Genomic DNA, 18,342 nt, shown 5'->3' with positions numbered 1-18,342 from the left:
CCGCAGGCGTGGGCGGGGCTCGCGCGGGACGCGGGCGGCGGCCAGCAGTGCATGACGGTGCACGAGGTGCGCCAGGTGGGCCCGCAGGGCGCGTCGGTCGCGGCTCCGGTCCTGGTGGTCCGGGACTGCGGGGTGCGGCCCCCGCGCAGTCGGCTGGCGCCGGGCCCCTGGCAGTCCGTGCTGACGCTGCTGCCGTTCCTGGGCCCGGCGGCGCCGAGGCTGGTGAGTGACGCGGGACTCGTCGGCATCCAGCGGGTCTCCCCGGAGGAGGCCGCGGTCCTGGGCCGCGTCATGCGCCTGCCCCGGCAGAACGCGGAGGCGCTGTCCCAGCTGGGCGACGACATGGTCCTGTGGTGCACGCGGGAGCACCACAAGCTGGTCAAGATGGTCCCGACCGAGGCCGAGACCGCCCTCCTAGGCGGCCCCCGCCGCCTGGACTGACCGCGCCCCGCCCCCTCAGTCCCCCAGCACCGGCAGCAGCTCCGGCAGGTGCCCGTCCGAGGCGCCGGCCGCCGCGACCCGCTCCTCGGGCACCTCCCCGTACAGCGTCGTACGCGGCTTCGCCGGGCGGCCCGCGAGTTCCGCGATGGCCTCCAGGTCGCGGACCGAGCGGTAGGAGCCGTAACCCGACCCGGCCATGCGGGAGATGGTCTCCTCCATCAGCGTGCCGCCCAGGTCGTTCGCGCCCGAGCGCAGCATCTCGGCCGCGCCCTCCGTGCCGAGCTTGACCCAGCTGGTCTGGATGTTGGTGATGTGCGGGTGCAGCAGCAGGCGGGCCATCGCGGTGACGGCCCGGTTGTCGCGGTCGGTCGGGCCGGGGCGGGCGATCCCGGCGAGGTAGACCGGGGCGTTGGTGTGGATGAACGGCAGCGTCACGAACTCCGTGAAGCCGCCGGTCTCCTGCTGGAGCGCGGCCAGGGTGCGCAGGTGGCCCAGCCAGTGGCGGGGCTGGTCGACATGGCCGTACATCATGGTCGAGGAGGAGCGCAGGCCCACCTCGTGGGCGGTCCTGATGACCTCCAGCCAGGTCGCGGTGGGCAGTTTGCCCTTGGTGAGGACCCAGCGGACCTCGTCGTCCAGGATCTCGGCGGCGGTGCCGGGGATCGAGCCGAGACCGGCCTCCTTGGCGGCGGTCAGCCAGTCCCGGATGGACATCCCGGTGCGGGTGGACCCGTTGACGACCTCCATCGGCGAGAACGCGTGGACGTGGATGCCGGGCACCCGCTCCTTCACCGCCCGCGCGATGTCGAAGTACGCCGTGCCGGGCAGGTCCGGGTGGATGCCGCCCTGCATGCAGACCTCGACCGCGCCGACGTCCCACGCCTGCGCGGCCCGGTCCGCGACCTGGTCGAGCGAGAGCGTGTACGCGTCGGCGTCGGTGCGGCGCTGGGCGAAGGCGCAGAAGCGGCAGCCGGTGTAGCAGACGTTGGTGAAGTTGATGTTCCGCGTGACGATGTACGTGACGTCGTCGCCGACCACGTCGTGCCGCAGCGCGTCCGCGATCCGGCAGAGCTCGTCCAGGGCCGGGCCGTCCGCGTGGAGCAGGGTGAGTGCCTGGTCGTCCGTGAGCCGGGTCGGGTCGTCGGCGGCCTGGCTCAGCGCCGTGCGCACGTCCCCGTCGATCCGGGACGGCACCATGCCGGGGGCCGCCGCCTCGCGCAGCGCCTCCCAGTCCCCGTACACGACGTCGAAGTCGTCGCGGCGGTCGCCGGTGCGGCCCTCCGTGTCGATGGTGCGGTGCAGGTCGGTGCGGCCGGAGGCGTTGAACCCCTCGTCCGGCTCCTGCCAGGGCAGCCCTTCCGGGATCGCGCCCTCGCGGGCGAGCCCCGTCTCCGGGTCGGCGAGCGCGCGGACGTGCGGCAGCAGGCGCGGGTCCAGCCAGGGTTCGCCGCGCTGGACGAACTCCGGGTAGATGGTGAGGCGCTCGCGCAGCGTGAAGCCGGACTCGGCGGTGCGGGCGGCGAGGTCGTCGATGTGCGGCCAGGGGCGTTCCGGGTTCACGTGGTCGGGGGTCAGCGGGGAGACCCCGCCCCAGTCGTCGATGCCCGCGCCGATGAGCAGCGCGTACTCCGCGTCGACCAGGTTCGGCGGGGCCTGGATGCGGGCGGACGGGCCCAGGATGTGCCGGGCGACCGCGATCGCGGCGGCCAGCTCCTCCAGCTCCGCGTCCGGCATCCCGCGCATCGCGGTGTCGGGCTTGGCCCGGAAGTTCTGGACGATGACCTCCTGGATGCCGTGGTAGGCGCGGGCGGTCCGGCGCAGCTCGAAGAGGGAGTCCGCGCGCTCCTCGTACGACTCGCCGATGCCGATCAGGATGCCCGTGGTGAACGGCACGTTGGACCGCCCGGCGTCCTCCAGGACCCGCAGCCGCACGGCCGGTTCCTTGTCCGGGGAGCCGTGGTGCGGGCCGCCGGGCTCGGACCACAGGCGGGTCGCGGTCGTCTCCAGCATCATGCCCATGGAGGGGGCGACCGGCTTGAGCCGCTGGAGGTCCGTCCAGCTCAGCACCCCGGGGTTGAGGTGCGGCAGCAGGCCCGTCTCCTCCAGGACCCGGATCGCCATGGCGCGTACGTACGCGAGGGTGTCGTCGTACCCCTCGGCCTCCAGCCACGCGCGCGCCTCCGGCCAGCGGTCCTCCGGCCGGTCCCCGAGCGTGAACAGGGCCTCCTTGCAGCCCATCGCGGCACCCTCGCGGGCGATGGCCAGCACCTCGTCGGGCGAGAGGAACATGCCGTGCCCGGCCCGGCGGAGCTTGCCGGGCACGGTGACGAACGTGCAGTAGTGGCACGTGTCGCGGCAGAGCCGGGTGAGCGGGATGAAGACCTTGCGGGAGTACGTGATGACCCCCGGCCGCCCCGCCGCCTCCAGACCGGCGTCGCGCACCCGGGCGGCGGAGGCGGCGAGATCCGTCAGATCGTCGCCGCGCGCCCGGAGCAGCACGGCGGCCTCCGCCCGGTCGAGGGCGACACCGTCACGCGCACGCTTGAGCGCGCGCCGCATCGAGTTGGTGGTGGGGGGTCCGCTCTGAGGATCGGTCATGTCCCCGAGCATACGAGCGGGGTGCGGCGGCCCCGCTTACGCGTAGTACTCCAGGATCAGCGGCAGGTCCTGGGTCCATTCCCGCAGACGGGACCGGTTGCGGGCGGTCAGCGTCCAGGTGTGGGCGGCCCCCGCGCGCAGCCGGACGGTGACCACGAGGAGCTTGGGCCCGCGCACCACGTACTCGATCCGGGCGATCTCGGCCCAGGCGAACTGGAGCTCAAGGCCGTTGCCCGCCTGGAACTCGACCCCCAACGCGTCGATCACCAGCGAGCTGTCGGTGCCCACCCCGACGAACCCGATGTCGGTGACCGGCTCGGCGGGCGCCTGCTGCCAGGGGCCCGCGGCCGGCCCCTGCGCGTAGGGGTTGTCGTGGATCGCGGCGGCGGGCGGGTAGGGCGAGGGGGTGTACGGGGAGGGGCCGTAGGGGGACGCGGCCCTCGGGGGGTACGGGGACGGCGTCCCGGAGTTCGGCGGGTAGGCGGGGAGCGCGGGCGGGAGGGGGTACTGCGAGGGGGTCGCACCGGCCGAGGGCTCGGCGAGGCTCGGCGGCGTCGCGTCGGCCGGACGGCCGGGGCTCTGCGCCGGTACGGGCATCGTCGGGGCGTACGCCGGGCCCTCTGGCGCGAACAGATCCAGCAGGGCTTCCGGGCTGGGCCGGGCACCCGGTTCCTTCGCCAGGCAGGCCGCCACGACGCCCCGCACCCCTTCCGGCACCGCGCCCAGATCCGGCGCCTCGTGCACCGAGCGGTACATCATGCCCATGGGCGTCCCCGCCCCGAACGCGCTGCCGCCCGCCGCCGCGACGAGCACGGCGCCCAGGGCGAACACATCGGCGGGGGCGCCGACTTCGAGGCCCTGCGCCTGCTCGGGAGCGAGGAAGCCCGGCGTCCCGAAGGCCATCCCGGTCGCGGTGAGCCGCGTCGATTCCAGCGCCCGGGCGATCCCGAAGTCCAGGACGCGCGGCCCGTCCGCCGCCATGATGATGTTGCCCGGCTTCAGGTCGCGGTGGACGAGTCCGCAGCGGTGGATGGCGTCCAGCGCCTCGGCGAGGGCGGCGCCCAGCTGCCGCAGCCGCGCTTCGCCCATCGGGCCGTCGGCCTCCACGAGCGCGGAGAGCGTGGGGCCGGGGATGTAGGCCGTCGCCAGCCAGGGCGCGGGCGCGTCGGGGTCCGCGTCGACCACCGGTGCCGTGTGGAAGCCGCCGACGCTCCGGGCGGCCTCGACCTCGGCCCGGAATCGCTCGCGGAAGTGCGGATCGGTGGCCAGCTCGGACCGCGCGAGCTTCACGGCGACGGCGCGCCCGCCCCGGGACCGCGCCAGATAGACGACGCCCATGCCACCGGCGCCGAGCTGCCGTTCCACGGCGTACCCGCCGATCCTCTCGAGCAGCTCCGCCCCGTCCGTTCCGTACGCCATGCGCTCGGCGCTCCCCCCGGTCATCCGGCGGCCCAGTATGCCGTGTGCCTGCCAATACGCGGCAGGGCGGGCGTAAAGGGGGGCTGTCAGGGGTGCCGGGGGTGTTCACCGGCCGGCCGGGAAAGGACTGCCACCTCCGGCCACTCTCAACGTATAGCGCAAGGGGGGCCTTGCCGCAAGGCCCCCCTCGTCCCGCACAATCGCTGATCCGAGCCAGCCACCTGCCGCATTTGGGAGTTTCACGTAGTGCGCGAACCGATGCACACCAGCCTCACCACGAGCGCCTTCGCGCTGACCGGCGACCGCGCCGAGGCCAAGGCGGACCCCGCCCTGATCGCCGCCGACGAGCGGCAGTTCGCGGCGATCGCACGCTGCCTGGAGGAGACCGTCGCCGAACTGACCGCCGCCCTCGACACCGCCCGCCGCGCCCCGGGCGGTCTCGGCCGGCAGGGGCTGGACCGGGACGCGGAGATCCACCGGCTGACCGCCCGGCTGCGCACCCTGCGCCGCTTCGGCCTGGACCTGTGCCTCGGCCACATGGCCGGGGCGGACGGCTCCGAGCCGGTGTACGTGGGGCGGCTCGGCCTCACGGACAGCGAGGGCCGCCGACTGCTGACCGACTGGCGCTCCCCGGCCGCCGAGCCGTTCTTCGGGGCGACGCACGGCAACCCGATGGGCCTGGCGAGCCGCCGCCGCTACCGGTGGTCCGGCGGGCGGGTCAGCGACTACTGGGACGAAGTGTTCGCGCCGGACGCCTTCGCCGGGCACGCCGCGCTGGACGACCAGTCGGCGTTCATCGCGAGCCTGGGCACCAACCGGTCGGCCCGGATGCGGGACGTGCTCTCCACGATCCAGGCGGACCAGGACGCGATCATCCGGGCCGGTTCGCGCGGGGCGCTCGTGGTGGACGGCGGCCCGGGCACCGGCAAGACGGTCGTCGCCCTGCACCGCGCCGCGTACCTCCTGCACGCCGATCCGCGCCTCGGACACCGGCGCGGCGGCGTCCTGTTCGTCGGCCCGCACCAGCCGTACCTGGGGTACGTCGCCGACGTGCTGCCGAGCCTCGGCGAGGACGGGGTGCGTACGTGCACCCTGCGCGACCTCGTCCCGGAGGGCGCGGCGGCCCTGCCCGAGGCCGATCCGGAGGTGGCCCGGCTGAAGGCGTCGGCGGAACTGGTGCGGGCGGTCGACGCGGCCGTCGCGTTCTACGAGGAGCCGCCCGCCCAGGGCCTGACCGTGACGACCCCCTGGGCGGACGTCCGGCTGACCGCCGCCGAGTGGGCCGTGGCCTTCGAGTCGGCGCCGGGCGTCCCGCACAACGAGGCGCGGGACGCGGTCCTGGAGGAGGTCCTGACGATCCTGGCCGACAAGCACGCGGACCGGCAGGAGGAGGAGGTCCCGGACCACCTGGTCCGCCAGGCGCTGCTGCGCGACCGCGAGCTGATGACGGCCTTCGACCGGGCGTGGCCCCTGCTGGAGGCGGCGGACCTGGTCGGCGACCTGTGGTCCGTCCCGGCCTATCTGCGGACGTGCGCGCCCCGGCTCACCCGCGAGGAGGTGGCCCGGCTCCAGCGCTCCGAGCCCCAGGCGTGGACGGTCTCGGACCTGCCGGTCCTGGACGCCGCCCGGCAGCGGCTCGGCGACCCGGACGCGGCCCGGCGCCGGCGGCGCAACGAGGCGACGGCCGCCGCCGAGCGGGCGCGCCGCGCCGAGGCGATCGACAGCCTGCTGGAGAACGCGGAGATCGACGAGAGCCAGGGCGCGGTGGGGATGCTGCGCGGCCGGGACCTCCAGGACACGCTGCTCGACCCGGACGCGCTGTCCACCGCCGAACCGGACGAGCTGGCGGGCCCGTTCGCGCATGTGGTGGTGGACGAGGCGCAGGAGCTGACCGACGCGGAGTGGCAGATGCTGCTCCAGCGGTGCCCCTCGCGCAGCTTCACGATCGTCGGGGACCGCGCGCAGGCCCGGCGCGGCTTCACCGAGTCGTGGCGGGAGCGGCTGGAACGGGTCGGGTTCGACCGGATCACCCTCTCGGCACTGACCGTCAACTACCGCACGCCGGAGGAGATCATGACGGCCGCGGAGCCGGTGATCCGAGCCGCCCTGCCGAACGCCAACGTCCCGGTCTCCATCCGCAGCAGCGGCATCCCCGTGCGCCGGGGCCCGGTCACGGACCTGCCCGCCGTCCTCGGCACCTGGCTGACGACCCACCCCGAGGGCACGGCCTGCGTGATCGGCGCCCCGGCCGCCTTCCGCCCGCCGTCGCCGCGCGTCCGCGCGCTGACCCCGTCGCTCTCGAAGGGCCTGGAGTTCGACCTCGTGGTCCTGGTCGAGCCGGAGCGCTTCGGGTACGGGGTCGGCGGGGCGGTGGACCGGTACGTAGCGATGACCCGGGCCACGCGGGAGCTGGTGGTGCTGGCGGGGGCGTAGGCCCTCACCGCCCCGGGGCCACCCGCGCCCATACGGTCTTGCCGACGGCCCGCTCGGCGACGCCCCACTCCGCCGCCAGCGCCGCGACCAGGCGCAGCCCGTGCCCGCCCTCGGCGGCGGGCCCGCCCGCGCACAGCTCCGGACGCCGCTCACCGCGTGCGTCCGAGACCTCGACGCGGAACCCGTCTGCCTCGGGGAGCACGCGCAGCTCGAAGTCCCGGCCGGTGACGTGGCCGTGCAGCACCGCGTTGGCGGCCAGCTCGGCCACGACCACCGCCACGTCGTCGGACAGCTCGCACCCGTACGGCACGCCCCAGGCGTCGAGTTGCTGCACGGCGAGGCGTCGGGCGAGGCGGGCGCCCCGCCGGGTCGCGCTGAAGCGCTGGACGAAGTCGGTACCCACACGGGTGATTTCGGCGTTCATGTGACCCAGCGTGTCCGCGTGCTCGTACGCTGACCAGGAGTGACCACACGACTCCACCAAGCTGTACGGGCCTGCCCGACCGGCTGTACGGGGCGTCGGCCGTGACCGGACGGACAGAGGCGGTACGGGGCAGATGACGAACACGCAACGTGAGGAACGGCCGGAGCGCCCGGCCGAGTCGGACGGCACGGCGCACCTGTTCAGGGCGCTGGGCCGCCAGCTGAAGTTCCTGCGCGAACGCGCGGGGATGAGCCAGAAGGAGCTTGCGTCGGCGACGCATTGCGGCGAGGACCTGATCTCCGCGATGGAACGGGGGGTGCGGACCCCGCAGGTGGAGTTCTTGGAGTTGGCCGACCGGGCTCTGAACACGGGGGGCCTGCTTTCGGCAGCGGCGGAGGAGGTGCGGGAGGCGCTGGCGCGGGCGCGGACGCGGCACCCGGGGTGGTTCCGGGACTACGCGCGCTTGGAAGCGGAGGCTGTCGCCCTCCACGACTACAGCAACCAGGCAGTGCCCGGGTTGCTCCAGACCGAGGGGTACGCGCGAGCGCTGTTCGCTCGGCGGCGACCGTTGCTGGACGAAGAGACGATCGAGAAGCGCGTCACCGACCGCATGGCGCGCCAGCACATCTTCGAACAGTGGCCCTTGCCGACGTTCAGCTTCGTGCTCGAAGAGGTCGTGCTGCAGCGGCCAATCGGTGGCCCCGTTGTGCACGCCGACCAGCTCAAGAAGCTCCTGCACGTCGGCCGCATGCGCAACGTGGAGCTTCAGGTGCTGCCCACCGCAACCGAGGAACACCCGAACCTGGACGGGGCGTTCATTCTGCTGACGCCGAAAGGCCGCAAGGAAGTCGCCTACACCGAAGTGCAGGGACACGCACGCCTCATCACCGACCCTGACGAAGTCCGAGTGGTGAGCGAACGCCATGGGATCATGCGGGCGCAGGCACTCACCCCGAGGGAGTCCCTGACCTTGATCGAAAAAATGTGGAGAGACCGATGAGCACTGAGCAACTGCACTGGTTCAAGAGCAGCTACAGCGGCGGCGAGGGCGGCGCATGCATCGAGGTCGCCTACAACTGGCACAAGTCCAGCTACAGCACGGGCGAAGGCGGCAACTGCATCGAGGTCGCGTCCTGCGCGACCGCCGTCCACGTCCGCGACTCGAAGAACGTCCCCGGCCCCCACTTCGACGTGGCGCCCACGGCCTGGTCCGCGTTCGTCACGTACGCGCGCCAGGGCTGAAGAGCCGGACGGCGAGCCCCACCCGGGCGCTCGCCGTCCGCCCGACTCGCCCACGTGACCATCATCGTGATTCACGTCGGCCGCGTCGGCTGAACAGAGACGCGCCCCTAGCCGCCCGGCGTCTCGTCCACCTTGAAGTCCATGTGCACCTTGCTGCCGACCACCGACTTCGCGGTGACCGTGACTCCGTACTGCTTGCCGTCGCCGGCCACCTGGCAGCGGACCGTGGCGCCGACCTTGGCGGGCAGGTCCTCCGGGCAGGAGAAGGCGTCGGGCTGCTTGCCCACCTGGGCGGCGAGGGCGGCCTTGCCCTGGCGGGCGACCTCCGCCTTGGGGACGGAGCCGGACGCGCCGGTGTCGGTGCCCGCCGAGTCGGACGGCTGCGCCGAATCGCTGGGCTGAGGGTCGGCGGAGGCGCTGGAGCCGGCACTCGCGCTGTCGTCCGCCTTGCCGGCCTTGTCGCCGCCGGAGCTGGACGAACACCCCGAGACGAGGAACAGCGCGAGCGTCCCGGCCGCCGCTCCGGCCACCATCCGGCTCCGCACGGACTGCTTCATGGGTCCCCCAAGCATCGATGTACACGCCACGAACTGGCCTGCCAAGCTACCACCGGGGTCCGAACGGGCGACCGAGCCGAGGGCGCGGCCCTCAGGCGTACGTCCACCGCCAGGAGCTTCCGCTCTGGCTGCACCTGATCCGCGCACCGGACGCGTTCGTCGTCACGGCGCCGTGGTCGCTGTTGCGGCAGAACTGGCCCGCGCTGTAGCAGTTGCCCGCGTTGGAGCGGATCGAGCAGGTGCTGGTGGCCTTGGTGCCGCCGCCCCCGGACGAACCGCCGCTCCCTCCGGACCGGGACCCGGAGGACGCCGCCTTGGTGACGGTGGTCGTGACGGTCGGACCGGGCACCTTCACGGTCTTCGTCTCGGTCACCGTGGGCGCCGGTGCGGGGGTCGCGGTCTCGGTCGCCGTGGCCGTGACGGTCACCGTGACCGCGGGCGCCGGTGTGGCGCTCGCCGCCGCGTCGCCCTTCCCGGACTCCGAACAGCCGGCCGCCCCCAGGGCGAGCAGGGCCACCCCGCCGATCCATATCCGCGCGCGCCGGTTCAACGCCTTAGGCATGAAGTCCCCCCACAGGTCTCGGCATATGCCTCATCGAGTGAGGTGACCGTATTACCTCGAACGAGATGTGGGGAAGTTGCGAAGGACGAGTGATCACATTGTGATCAACCGCGGTCCTGCGGCGTGACCGAGGTCGACGGGGTCGGCCCGGTGGAGAGGTGGGTGCAGGTCACCGAGGTGACCGGGCCGCTCGTCACGTTCCGCTGGACCCACCGGCTCGCGGCGCACCGAGGAGGAAGTCCGCGACGCCCCCGACCGCCCGGGCCGGGAGTACGTCTTCGTCGCGCGCCGGACCTGAGCCCAGGTCCTCCCTCAGCCGCTCCGGACCCACCGCGCTACAGGTACGCCGCGTACGCGTCCAGCGTCCGCAGGACCTCCGGTTCCGGGGCCGGGGGCAGCTGGAGGACGACCTCCTCGATGCCCAGGTCCGCGAAGCGGGCCAGCTTGCCGGGGGACGGGAGGACCGCGTACGGGACGACGTGGAGGTCCTTCGGGTCGCGGCCCGCCGCCTCCCAGGCGGTGCGGAGGAGGGGGACGGATGCGGAGAGGCCCCGGCCGCCGATGGGCAGCCAGCCGTCGGCCGACTCCGCGATCCGGTCGAACAGCCTGGGGCCCGCCGCGCCGCCGATCAGGGTGCGGGGGCCCTGCGGGCGGTGCGGCTTCGGGTGGGCCTCGCTGGCGCGGACGGAGCCGAACTCACCCTCGTACGCCGTGGGCCGCTCCGCCCACAGCGCCCGCATCAGCGCGAGGCGCTCGCGGCCCAGGCGGCGGCGGGTGGACCACTCGACGCCGTGGTCGGCGGCCTCCTCGACGTTCCAGCCGTAGCCGATGCCCAGGGTGAAGCGGCCGGCGGAGAGGTGGTCCAGGGTGGCGATCTGCTTGGCCAGGTCGATGGGGTCGTGCTGGGCGATCAGGGTGATGCCCGTGCCCAGGGTCAGCCGCTCGGTGACCGCGGCGGCCTGGGCGAGCGCGACGAAGGGGTCCAGGGTGCGGCCGTACTCACGGGGCAGTTCGCCGCCCGCCGGGTAGGGGGTGTCGCGGCTCACCGGGATGTGGGTGTGCTCGGGCAGGTACAGCCCGGCGAACCCGCGCTGTTCGAGCTGGTGCGCCAGCCGCACCGGGGTGATCGTCTCGTCGGTGAGGAAGATCGTGGTGGCGATCCGCATACGAAGGCACCTCCGTGTTGTCCCGTGAAGGCCAACGTATGCGGTCCGGGCCGCGAAGCCGAGACCGCACGGGGCGGGGCGGCCGGGCAGGTGGTCACCCCGGCCGCCCCGGGGCGTGTCAGCCCTTCGTGGCCGCGTGCATGGCGTACGGCACCTTCGGTGCGTGCATCGTCGCCGGTTCGAACGCCACGGCGGCACCGGCCGAGGCGACCTGCGCGGTGGTGGACGTGCCCGGGTAGAACCAGCGCCAGCTGCCCGGACCGCTCGCGGTGACGGTCGCGGAAAGGCGTCCCGAGCTGGTGGTCTTCACCGTCTTCACGGTCGTGTACGCGCTCGCGCCCGCCTTCCGGAACTGGAGCCGGACGCTCTGGCCCCCGTATCCCCGGTACTTCAGCGCCTCCCAGTCCGCCCGGCTCAGCGTGCCGGTGACCTTGACCTGCTTGCCGCCGGTGAGCGGGCCCGGACCGGTCGCGGCCGTGGTCAGGGTCGCGGCGCGCTTGAGCTTGAACGGGGCGACGCAGTCGAAGATCCAGTAGTCGCCGTCGTTGGCCCGCACGTTGCCGTACGCGCACCAGCCGCCGGCCGCGTCGTTGGCGTTCCGCTCGCTGTTGTAGTCAGGCAGGTACGCGGGGACGAGGTGGACCGTCGCCGTGCACTCCGACGTGGTGGCGCTCAGCTTCTTGCACGACGTGGCGACCGTCTCGACCGGGGCCCCCGCGGTGGACGTCGCGTTGCCCGCGTCGAGCCGGTACAGCTGCTTGACCCCCGAGTCGTCCTTGACCGTCACCTTGACCGGGAACGTCACCGTCCTGCTGATGCCCACGATCACGTTCTTGCCGTTGTTGGTCACCGCCTTCGTGACCCGGATATCCCCCCGCCCCTCGGCGTTGGCCGCCGTCGTGCCGAGCACCGTCATGGCCGCCACGGCGGCCACCGTGCTCCAGAGCACGTGTCTTCGCATGTGTCCCCTCCTCATCGCGGCACCGCCCCGGCTCCCGGGGCGGGCGCGTCGGCACAGCGTAGAGGCGGGATCGTCAGCCCGCGCGACCGGCCACCGGCTCAAGGGCCTCCATCGCCCGCAACCGCTGCTCACAGCACCGCCGCTGCCACACCGCGACCCCCGCCACCGCCACGCCCAGCGCCAGCCAGCCCGCCGGGCCCGCGGCCATGACCACGCCCGTGAGCAGCGGCGGGCCCGCCGACTTCTGGATGGACTGGGACATGCCGGCCACCCCCAGGTAGGCGGGCCGCTCGTCCGGCGGGGCGAGCAGGACGGCCAGTTCCCAGGAGCTGACCGAGCGCATCAGCTCCGCCATCGTGACCAGGACCGCCGCCGCGAGCAGGGCCCCGGCCGCCGCCCAGGTGCCGCACCCGGTGGACGCGGCCAGCAGGGCGCAGGAGACGAAGAGCAGGAGGCCGTACAGCAGCACCGCCCGCACGGCCCTGCGCGGGCCCTCCGCCCTCCGCGACACCGCGAGTTGGAGCAGGACGACCAGCACGGTGTTGATGACCAGGAAGGCCGGGACGAGGGCGTGCGGGGCGGAGGTGCGGTTGACGAGCCAGAGCGGAAGCCCGACGCCGAGCACCGAGTCGTCCAGGTTCATCGGGATGTCGAGGAGCACGAAGCGGAGGTAACCGCCGTCCCGCCAGGGCCCCTTGCCGCGGACCGGCGGCGCGGCGAGCCCGGCGGACAGCACCCGGCCGCCCGGCTCCCCCGTACGCCACACCAGCGCGGCGGCGACGAGGAAGGAGAGCGCGTTGCCGAGGATCAGCGCGCGGTAGGCCTCCGTCGTGCCGGCCGCCAGACCGATCGCGGCGAGTCCGGCGCCCAGCCCGTAACCCGCGTTGGCGGCACTGCGCGACAACGCCTGGTAGGCGGCGCGCCGTTCGCCCGCCGCGCGGGTGGCGAACAGCATCTCCAGGGTCTTGGCGGCCCGGTCCCCCAGGTAGGTCACCGCGACGACGACGAGCAGCGCCTCGAACCGCGTGCAGAGCAGCACCAGCGTGAGCGTGACGAGGCGCAGCAGGTGGCAGCCGACGAGCAGCGGGCGCACCGGGAAGCGGGTCGCGAGGCGTCCGGCGAGGGGTGAGCCCGCGATGCCGGCGACGCCCGCCGTGCCCAGCAGGACGCCGATCTGCTGGGCACTGAGGTGGGTGACGAAGGTGAGGTAGAGGACCGAGGAGGCCGCCCACAGGCCGGTGCCGGTGCGGTCGACGGCAAGGGCGCGCAGCATGATCCGGGCGTCCCTGCCGCCCGGCGGGTCCCGCAACTGGGCCAGCAGACCAGCCTGTTGGCTCCCGCCCCGGACGTACTCCACCTCGTACCCCCAAGTATCTCGACATCAAGAGATCCATCGACGCGCGGAAGCCTGCCCGGATATTCTCTTGATGTCAAGATGCTTGAAAGCGAGATACACGAGGTCGGTGCGGCGGGGGAACGAATCCGCGTCCCGCCTCCTCTGTGGGGTGATCCGGGCGTCCGCCGCCCCCTCACCGAGGAGTCACCATGGCCATCACCCCCCGCGCCGCCGCCCTGACCGTCGCCGGCGTCCTCACCGCCGACGGGCTGCTGCACGTGCTCTGGTCCACCGGGAGCACCTGGCCCGCCGGGGACGCGCGGGCACTCTCGTACGCCGTGCTCGGCATCGACGCCCCGTTCACCCCGCCCGTCGTCCTGCCGCTCGCCGCCGTCCTGTTCGGCGGTGCGGCCCTGGTCACCGCCCGCGCGCGGCTGGGACGCACCCACCGGCTCGGGCGCCTGTTCCAGGCCGGTACGCTCGCCGTCGCCTGCGGCACCGCACTGCGCGGGATCGCCGGGCTCGGCTGGGCGGTGGGGTGGGGCACCGGGCTCGACCCGGCGGCCGGGGACACCTTCCAGCTGCTCAACCGGGGCCTGTACACACCGCTCTGCCTACTGCTCGCCGCCGCAGCGCTCCGGGTCGCGGCCGGAAGGGACTCCGCCACCGCGCTCCAGGAGCCGGCCGGAAAGGAAGCCGCCGCACCCCGTACGGCGGCCGGGAAGGAAGCCGCCGCCCGTGCCCGATGACGCCGACCGCGACCGCGCGCTCCGTCTGGTGGTGGCCGCCCAGCGCGGCGACACGCTCGCCATGAACGACTTGCTGGACGTCCTCACCCCGTACGCCGGCCGCATCTGCGCCCCGATCGCGCTCGCCGACGGGCCGGACGCCGTACAGGAGACCCTCGTCGCCGTCTTCCGGAGCCTGCGCTCGCTGAAGGAGCCGGCCGCGCTGTACGGGTGGGTGCGGGCGATCGCCTGCCGGGAGGCCGTCCGGGTCGCCCGGCGCAGGTCCCGCTCCGTGCCCGCCGACCTCACGGCGCTGCCCCAGCGCGGCGACCCGGAGCTGGCCGCCGACATCGGGGACGTACTGGCCCGGCTGAGCCCCGAGCACCGCGCCGTGCTCGTGCTGCGTGACGTCGAAGGGCTGGACGAGCGGGCCGCCGCCGCCCTGCTCGGACTCCGCGTCGGCACCGTCAAGTCCCGTCTGTCCCGCGCCCGGGACTCCTTCCGGAAGGCATGGACGTCATGACCGACACCCCGCGGTGGCCCGCCGCCGCCCCCCTGGACCCGGTCCGCCGCCTCCACGTCCTCGCGGCCGGGGTGCCCGGCGCCCGCGTCACCACCCGCGAGATCGCCGCGCCCTGCGCCGAGGTGGAGCCCCTGCTCGCCGACATCGACGGCGAACTCGCGCTCCTGGTCCCCGACATGCGGCGGCTGCGGCTGACCCGCGCCGACGGGGACCGGGTCGAGGCGGTGGCCCGCAGCCGGTTCGGGATGCACGCCCGCTTCCACGGGGTGCGGCGGCCCGGCTGGCTGTGGCTCCAGAGCCGTTTCGTGCTCATCGGCATCGCGGCCACGCCGTCGGCCGCCCGCCCCGGGCACACCCTGGTCGCCTTCACGGGCGGGGTGCGGGTGCCGGGACGGGCGGCCCTGGTGCCGGTGGGCGTGCGCAGGGCGGGCCGCAAGGTGCTGGCCCGCCTGGACGCACGCGTCGGCCGGCCGGGGTGAGGGCCCCGGCCGGCCGAGGGGGTCGCTACTTCGGTTCCCGGTCGAACTGCGCCTTGGACCAGAAGTAGCCGAGGACGGCCAGGCCGACGCACCAGGCCACCGCGAGCCACCCGTTGTGGCCGATCTCCGTGCCGAGCAGCAGCCCGCGCAGGGTCTCGATCGCCGGGGTGAAGGGCTGGTACTCGGCGATCGGCCGGAACCAGCCGGGCATCGAGCCCAGCGGGACGAACGCGCTGGAGATGAGCGGCAGCAGGATCAGCGGCATCGCGCTGTTGCCCGCCGCCTCCGCGTTGGGGCTGCCCAGGCCCATGCCCAGGGCGATCCAGGTGAACGCCAGGGTGAAGAGGACGAGGAGGCCGAAGGCGGCGACCCACTCCAGGACCGTGGCGTCGGTGGAGCGGAAGCCCATGGCCACGCCGATGGCCCCGACGAACACCACGCTCATGAGGGTCTGCAGGAGACTCCCCACGACGTGGCCGAAGAGGATGGAGCCCCGGTGGATGGCCATGGTGCGGAACCGGGCGATGATGCCCTCGCTCATGTCGGTGCAGATGGAGACCGCGGTACCGACGGTGGTCGAGCCGATGGTCATGAGCAGGATGCCGGGCACGATGTACGCGATGTACGCGTCGCGGCCCGCGCCGCCGCTCATGGTGTCGCCGAAGATGTAGACGAACAGCAGGAGCATCATCACCGGGGTGAGCAGCACGTTCAGGGTGAGCGAGGGGTAGCGCCGGGCGTGCAGCAGGTTGCGGCGCAGCATCGTGGCCGAGTCGCGCACGGCGAGGGAGAGGGTACTCATCGGACGGACTCCTTGGTCGGGGCGGGGATGGTGGCGGCGGTGCCGGCTTCGGTCTCGGTCAGGGCGAAGAAGACGTCGTCCAGGTCGGGGGTGTGCACGGTGAGCTCGTCCGCCTCGATCCCGGCGGCGTCCAGCCGGTCGAGGATGGAGCGCAGGATGCTCTGCGTACCGTCGCTGGGGAGTTGCAGGGCCAGCGCGGCGTCGTCGCGGACGGCGTCGTCGCCGAGGTGGGCCGCCGCGTCCCGGTAGGCGGCGGGGTCGCTGAACCGCAGCCGGACATGCCCGCCGGGCACGATCCGCTTCAGCTCCTCGGCGCTGCCCTCGGCCACCAGCTTCCCGTTGTGCAGGACGGCGATGCGGTCGGCGAGTTCGTCGGCCTCTTCGAGGTACTGGGTGGTGAGGAAGACGGTGACCCCGTCGCCGACCAGGCCGCGGATCATCTGCCACATGCTGTGCCGGCTGCGCGGGTCGAGCCCGGTGGTCGGCTCGTCCAGGAAGATGACGCGCGGGTTCCCGACCAGGGTCATCGCGATGTCGAGGCGGCGTTTCATGCCGCCGGAGTAGGTGGACGCGGGCTTCTTCGCCGCGTCCGTGAGGTCGAACCGCTCCAGGAGCTCGGCGGTGACCCGCCGCCCCTCGGCCTTGGGCAGGTGGTGCAGGGCCGTCATCAGGAGCAGGTTCTCCTCACCGGTGATCAGCCCGTCCACGGCGGAGAACTGCCCGGTGACGCCGATGGCGGCCCGCACCGCCTGCGCGTCGGTGGCCAGGTCGTGGCCGCCGACGGCGATCGCGCCGGACCCCTCACCGGGTGGGATGAGTGTGGAGAGGATCTTGACGGCGGTCGTCTTGCCGGCGCCGTTCGGACCGAGCAGCGCGAACACCGTTCCGGCCGGGATGCTGAGGTCGATCCCGTCGAGCACGGTCTTGTCGCCGTACGCCTTGCGCAGTCCGTTCACGGTGATGGCCGGGTTCGTCATGGTGTGGCTCCTTCTGCTGTACGGGATGGGGGAGGCGGTCAGAGGCTGCGGGCGGTGATGTCGCCCTTGGTGGCGGTCGCGTGGATGGTCAGGGCCGGCGCGCCGTCGTTCATGAGGGCGTTGTCGATGCGGCCGACGACGGTGCCCGCGTCGAGCACGGCCGGGACACCGCGCGCCGCGACGACGGTGATGTCGCCGAGCTGGGTGCTGAGGGTGAGCTCGCCGCGGGTGGCCTCGTCGACGGTCACGTCACCGCGCTGGGTGCTGAGCTCGCCGGGGCCGGTGAGGCGGCGGACGATGACGGCGCCGTCGTGCGCCGAGATCCGGGCGCTCGCGGCCTCGTCCACCTTGACCGAGCGGTGGCCGCCCTCGAACACGACGTCCCCGAGGCGCCCGACGCCCCGGAACTCGGCGGCGCCGGCCTTCGCCTCGACGTGGGAGCCGGCCGGCAGCTGGACGGTGATCTCGACGGCCCCGGAGTCACCGAGGAGCCGGTTGCGCCCCTCCTTGGCGGCCCGGATGTCGAGGACGCCGTCGGCGTAGGCGACCTCGACGCGCTCGGCGGCCTTGGCGTCCCGGCTCTTGGAGGGGTCGGCCGGCAGGACCTCGACCACGGTGTCGGTGCGGTCGGCGGCGATGAACCGGATGTAGCCGGCCGCGATGTCGACGTGGGCGGTGACGGCGGCGGGGGTGTCGAACTTCGGCATGGTGCGCTCCTTCTGGAATCTGGCGAACCGGGGTGGCTCGCGCTTTCCGATGAGAGAAACGCTACGTTGCATTCACGCACCCGGCAACACACTTGTTGCATTGAAGTCGCGTAATCGCACGTCAAAATAGAGAAGTTGGAGCAATGAGCTCAGGAGTAACGCAACGACCACTCCGCGATTCGTTGCAATGAACTGTTAGCGAACGCTATAGTCGGCGCACCGGCCACCGCACGGCCGCACCCGCGCCACGAAGGAGTACGCGATGCCGGGAGGCAGGCTCACCCAGCAGGAACGCCGCCAGATCGCCCGGGGCCTGGGCGACGGCCTGGCCTACGCCGAGATCGCGAGGCAGCTGGACCGCCCCACCTCGACCATCACCCGCGAGGTGACGCGCAACGGCGGCCCTGTCGGCTACCGCGCCGACGTCGCCCACCGCACCACCGAGCAACGCGCCCACCGCCGGAAGGCCCCCGCCCCCCGCGACACGCGCCCGGGCCCGCAGCCCCACGGCCGGGACGCCGAGGCGGTCCGCGCGTACGAGGAGATGCTGACGACGGTCCTGACGGCCTCGGGCGCCCCGCTGATGATGTCGAGGGTCCTCGCCGCCCTGACCCTCAGCGACACCGGCAGCCTGACCGCCGGCGAACTCGCCGCGCACCTGAAGGTCAGCCCGGCCTCGGTGTCCAAGGCCGTCGCGTTCCTGGAGACCCAGAGCATGGTCCGCCGGGAGCGCGAGGGGCGCCGCGAGCGCTACGTCGTCGACGACGACATCATGCACCAGTCGATGATGGCGAGCGCCCACTCGACGGCCCAGCTCGCCGCGACCGCCCGGGACGGCGTCCCGGTCCTGGGCGCGGACACGGCGGCGGGCACCCGCCTGGAGAACATGGCCCGCTACCTGGACTTCGTCTCCGAGTCGATAGCGCGCGCCGCCGACCAGGCCCGCGCCATCCTGCACACGAAGGCCCCGGACAACCCGGCCTGACG

Annotated in this window: 18 protein-coding genes and 2 pseudogenes; 9 read left to right on the top strand and 11 right to left on the bottom strand. The window is 73.4% G+C overall.

Annotated features, from left to right (window positions below):
- A pseudogene (locus tag G3I41_RS11455) lies at nt 1–441 on the top strand (hypothetical protein); the annotation flags it as partial.
- Nucleotides 442–456: 15 nt separating this feature from the next.
- On the opposite strand, the gene G3I41_RS11450 reads toward G3I41_RS11455, so the two are convergent.
- Nucleotides 457–3,039 (bottom strand): bifunctional FO biosynthesis protein CofGH, encoded by a 2,583-nt coding sequence (locus G3I41_RS11450; protein ID WP_203600745.1) that lies wholly within the window; start codon nt 3,037–3,039, stop codon nt 457–459.
- Between the two features lie 36 nt (nt 3,040–3,075).
- On the bottom strand, nt 3,076–4,458 hold the full coding sequence (locus G3I41_RS11445; protein ID WP_164400087.1) for a serine/threonine-protein kinase: 1,383 nt from the start codon (nt 4,456–4,458) through the stop codon (nt 3,076–3,078).
- Nucleotides 4,459–4,716: 258 nt separating this feature from the next.
- Between G3I41_RS11445 and helR the strand changes: the two genes are divergently transcribed.
- Nucleotides 4,717–6,891, top strand: coding sequence for an RNA polymerase recycling motor ATPase HelR (helR, locus tag G3I41_RS11440; RefSeq protein ID WP_164400097.1), 2,175 nt, complete (start codon nt 4,717–4,719; stop codon nt 6,889–6,891).
- Between the two features lie 4 nt (nt 6,892–6,895).
- Here the strand turns inward: helR and G3I41_RS11435 are convergent, their stop codons facing one another.
- Complete coding sequence (locus G3I41_RS11435; RefSeq protein WP_164400086.1) at nt 6,896–7,315, bottom strand: ATP-binding protein; 420 nt, start codon at nt 7,313–7,315, stop codon at nt 6,896–6,898.
- A gap of 133 nt (nt 7,316–7,448) precedes the next feature.
- Between G3I41_RS11435 and G3I41_RS11430 the strand changes: the two genes are divergently transcribed.
- Nucleotides 7,449–8,315: a helix-turn-helix transcriptional regulator gene (locus G3I41_RS11430; protein WP_164400085.1), complete on the top strand. Its 867-nt coding sequence runs from the start codon at nt 7,449–7,451 to the stop codon at nt 8,313–8,315.
- Nucleotides 8,312–8,557, top strand: a complete 246-nt coding sequence (locus tag G3I41_RS11425; protein ID WP_164400084.1) for a DUF397 domain-containing protein — start codon at nt 8,312–8,314, stop codon at nt 8,555–8,557. Before G3I41_RS11430 ends, G3I41_RS11425 begins: the two co-directional genes overlap by 4 nt.
- Nucleotides 8,558–8,664: 107 nt before the next feature.
- On the opposite strand, the gene G3I41_RS11420 is transcribed toward G3I41_RS11425, so the two are convergent.
- Both G3I41_RS11420 and G3I41_RS11415 read right to left on the bottom strand, forming a co-directional pair.
- Nucleotides 8,665–9,114, bottom strand: coding sequence for a DUF4333 domain-containing protein (locus tag G3I41_RS11420; RefSeq protein ID WP_239081583.1), 450 nt, complete (start codon nt 9,112–9,114; stop codon nt 8,665–8,667).
- A gap of 91 nt (nt 9,115–9,205) precedes the next feature.
- On the bottom strand, nt 9,206–9,676 hold the full coding sequence (locus tag G3I41_RS11415) for a hypothetical protein (RefSeq protein ID WP_164400083.1): 471 nt from the start codon (nt 9,674–9,676) through the stop codon (nt 9,206–9,208).
- A gap of 123 nt (nt 9,677–9,799) precedes the next feature.
- On the opposite strand from G3I41_RS11415, the pseudogene G3I41_RS36775 reads away from it, so the two are divergent.
- Nucleotides 9,800–9,974, top strand: a pseudogene (locus tag G3I41_RS36775) (SAM-dependent methyltransferase); the annotation flags it as partial.
- Nucleotides 9,975–10,011: 37 nt separating this feature from the next.
- On the opposite strand, the gene G3I41_RS11405 reads toward G3I41_RS36775, so the two are convergent.
- The 3 genes from G3I41_RS11405 to G3I41_RS11395 all read right to left on the bottom strand — a co-directional run bounded on the left by G3I41_RS11405 (nt 10,012) and on the right by G3I41_RS11395 (nt 13,160).
- The gene (locus G3I41_RS11405; protein ID WP_164400082.1) at nt 10,012–10,842 is read right to left on the bottom strand and encodes an LLM class F420-dependent oxidoreductase; all 831 of its coding nucleotides are present in this window, start codon (nt 10,840–10,842) and stop codon (nt 10,012–10,014) included.
- Between the two features lie 118 nt (nt 10,843–10,960).
- A complete protein-coding gene (locus G3I41_RS11400; protein ID WP_203600743.1) occupies nt 10,961–11,803 on the bottom strand; it encodes a hypothetical protein in 843 nt (280 codons plus the stop codon).
- Nucleotides 11,804–11,876: 73 nt separating this feature from the next.
- Nucleotides 11,877–13,160: an MFS transporter gene (locus G3I41_RS11395; protein ID WP_343242105.1), complete on the bottom strand. Its 1,284-nt coding sequence runs from the start codon at nt 13,158–13,160 to the stop codon at nt 11,877–11,879.
- A gap of 188 nt (nt 13,161–13,348) precedes the next feature.
- Here G3I41_RS11395 and G3I41_RS11390 point away from each other — a divergent pair, with 188 nt between their 5' ends.
- The 3 genes from G3I41_RS11390 to G3I41_RS11380 are packed head-to-tail and all read left to right on the top strand — an operon-like array spanning nt 13,349 to nt 14,869.
- The gene (locus G3I41_RS11390; protein ID WP_164400081.1) at nt 13,349–13,888 is read left to right on the top strand and encodes a DUF3995 domain-containing protein; all 540 of its coding nucleotides are present in this window, start codon (nt 13,349–13,351) and stop codon (nt 13,886–13,888) included.
- The gene (locus G3I41_RS11385) at nt 13,878–14,390 is read left to right on the top strand and encodes an RNA polymerase sigma factor (RefSeq protein ID WP_343242104.1); all 513 of its coding nucleotides are present in this window, start codon (nt 13,878–13,880) and stop codon (nt 14,388–14,390) included. Before G3I41_RS11390 ends, G3I41_RS11385 begins: the two co-directional genes overlap by 11 nt.
- A complete protein-coding gene (locus G3I41_RS11380) occupies nt 14,387–14,869 on the top strand; it encodes a hypothetical protein (protein ID WP_164400080.1) in 483 nt (160 codons plus the stop codon). The genes G3I41_RS11385 and G3I41_RS11380 overlap by 4 nt, the downstream gene beginning before the upstream one ends.
- Nucleotides 14,870–14,894: 25 nt before the next feature.
- On the opposite strand, the gene G3I41_RS11375 is transcribed toward G3I41_RS11380, so the two are convergent.
- From G3I41_RS11375 to G3I41_RS11365, 3 genes are read right to left on the bottom strand one after another with little or no spacing between them, the layout of a single operon-like run.
- Complete coding sequence (locus G3I41_RS11375) at nt 14,895–15,671, bottom strand: ABC transporter permease (protein ID WP_164400079.1); 777 nt, start codon at nt 15,669–15,671, stop codon at nt 14,895–14,897.
- Nucleotides 15,668–16,648, bottom strand: a complete 981-nt coding sequence (locus G3I41_RS11370) for an ATP-binding cassette domain-containing protein (protein WP_164400078.1) — start codon at nt 16,646–16,648, stop codon at nt 15,668–15,670. The genes G3I41_RS11375 and G3I41_RS11370 overlap by 4 nt, the downstream gene beginning before the upstream one ends.
- Before the next feature lie 38 nt (nt 16,649–16,686).
- Entirely contained in the window at nt 16,687–17,355 is a 669-nt protein-coding gene (locus G3I41_RS11365) for a hypothetical protein (protein WP_164400077.1), read from the bottom strand.
- 262 nt (nt 17,356–17,617) lie between these two features.
- Between G3I41_RS11365 and G3I41_RS11360 the strand changes: the two genes are divergently transcribed.
- Nucleotides 17,618–18,340, top strand: coding sequence for a helix-turn-helix domain-containing protein (locus G3I41_RS11360; RefSeq protein WP_164400076.1), 723 nt, complete (start codon nt 17,618–17,620; stop codon nt 18,338–18,340).
- Nucleotides 18,341–18,342: the final 2 nt, after the last annotated feature.

This window comes from Streptomyces sp. SID9727, from assembly GCF_010550605.1.
Classification (GTDB): Bacteria; Actinomycetota; Actinomycetes; order Streptomycetales; family Streptomycetaceae; genus Streptomyces.
Note: the sequence above shows the minus strand (reverse complement) of the source record. Positions and strands in the feature narration are given on the sequence as shown.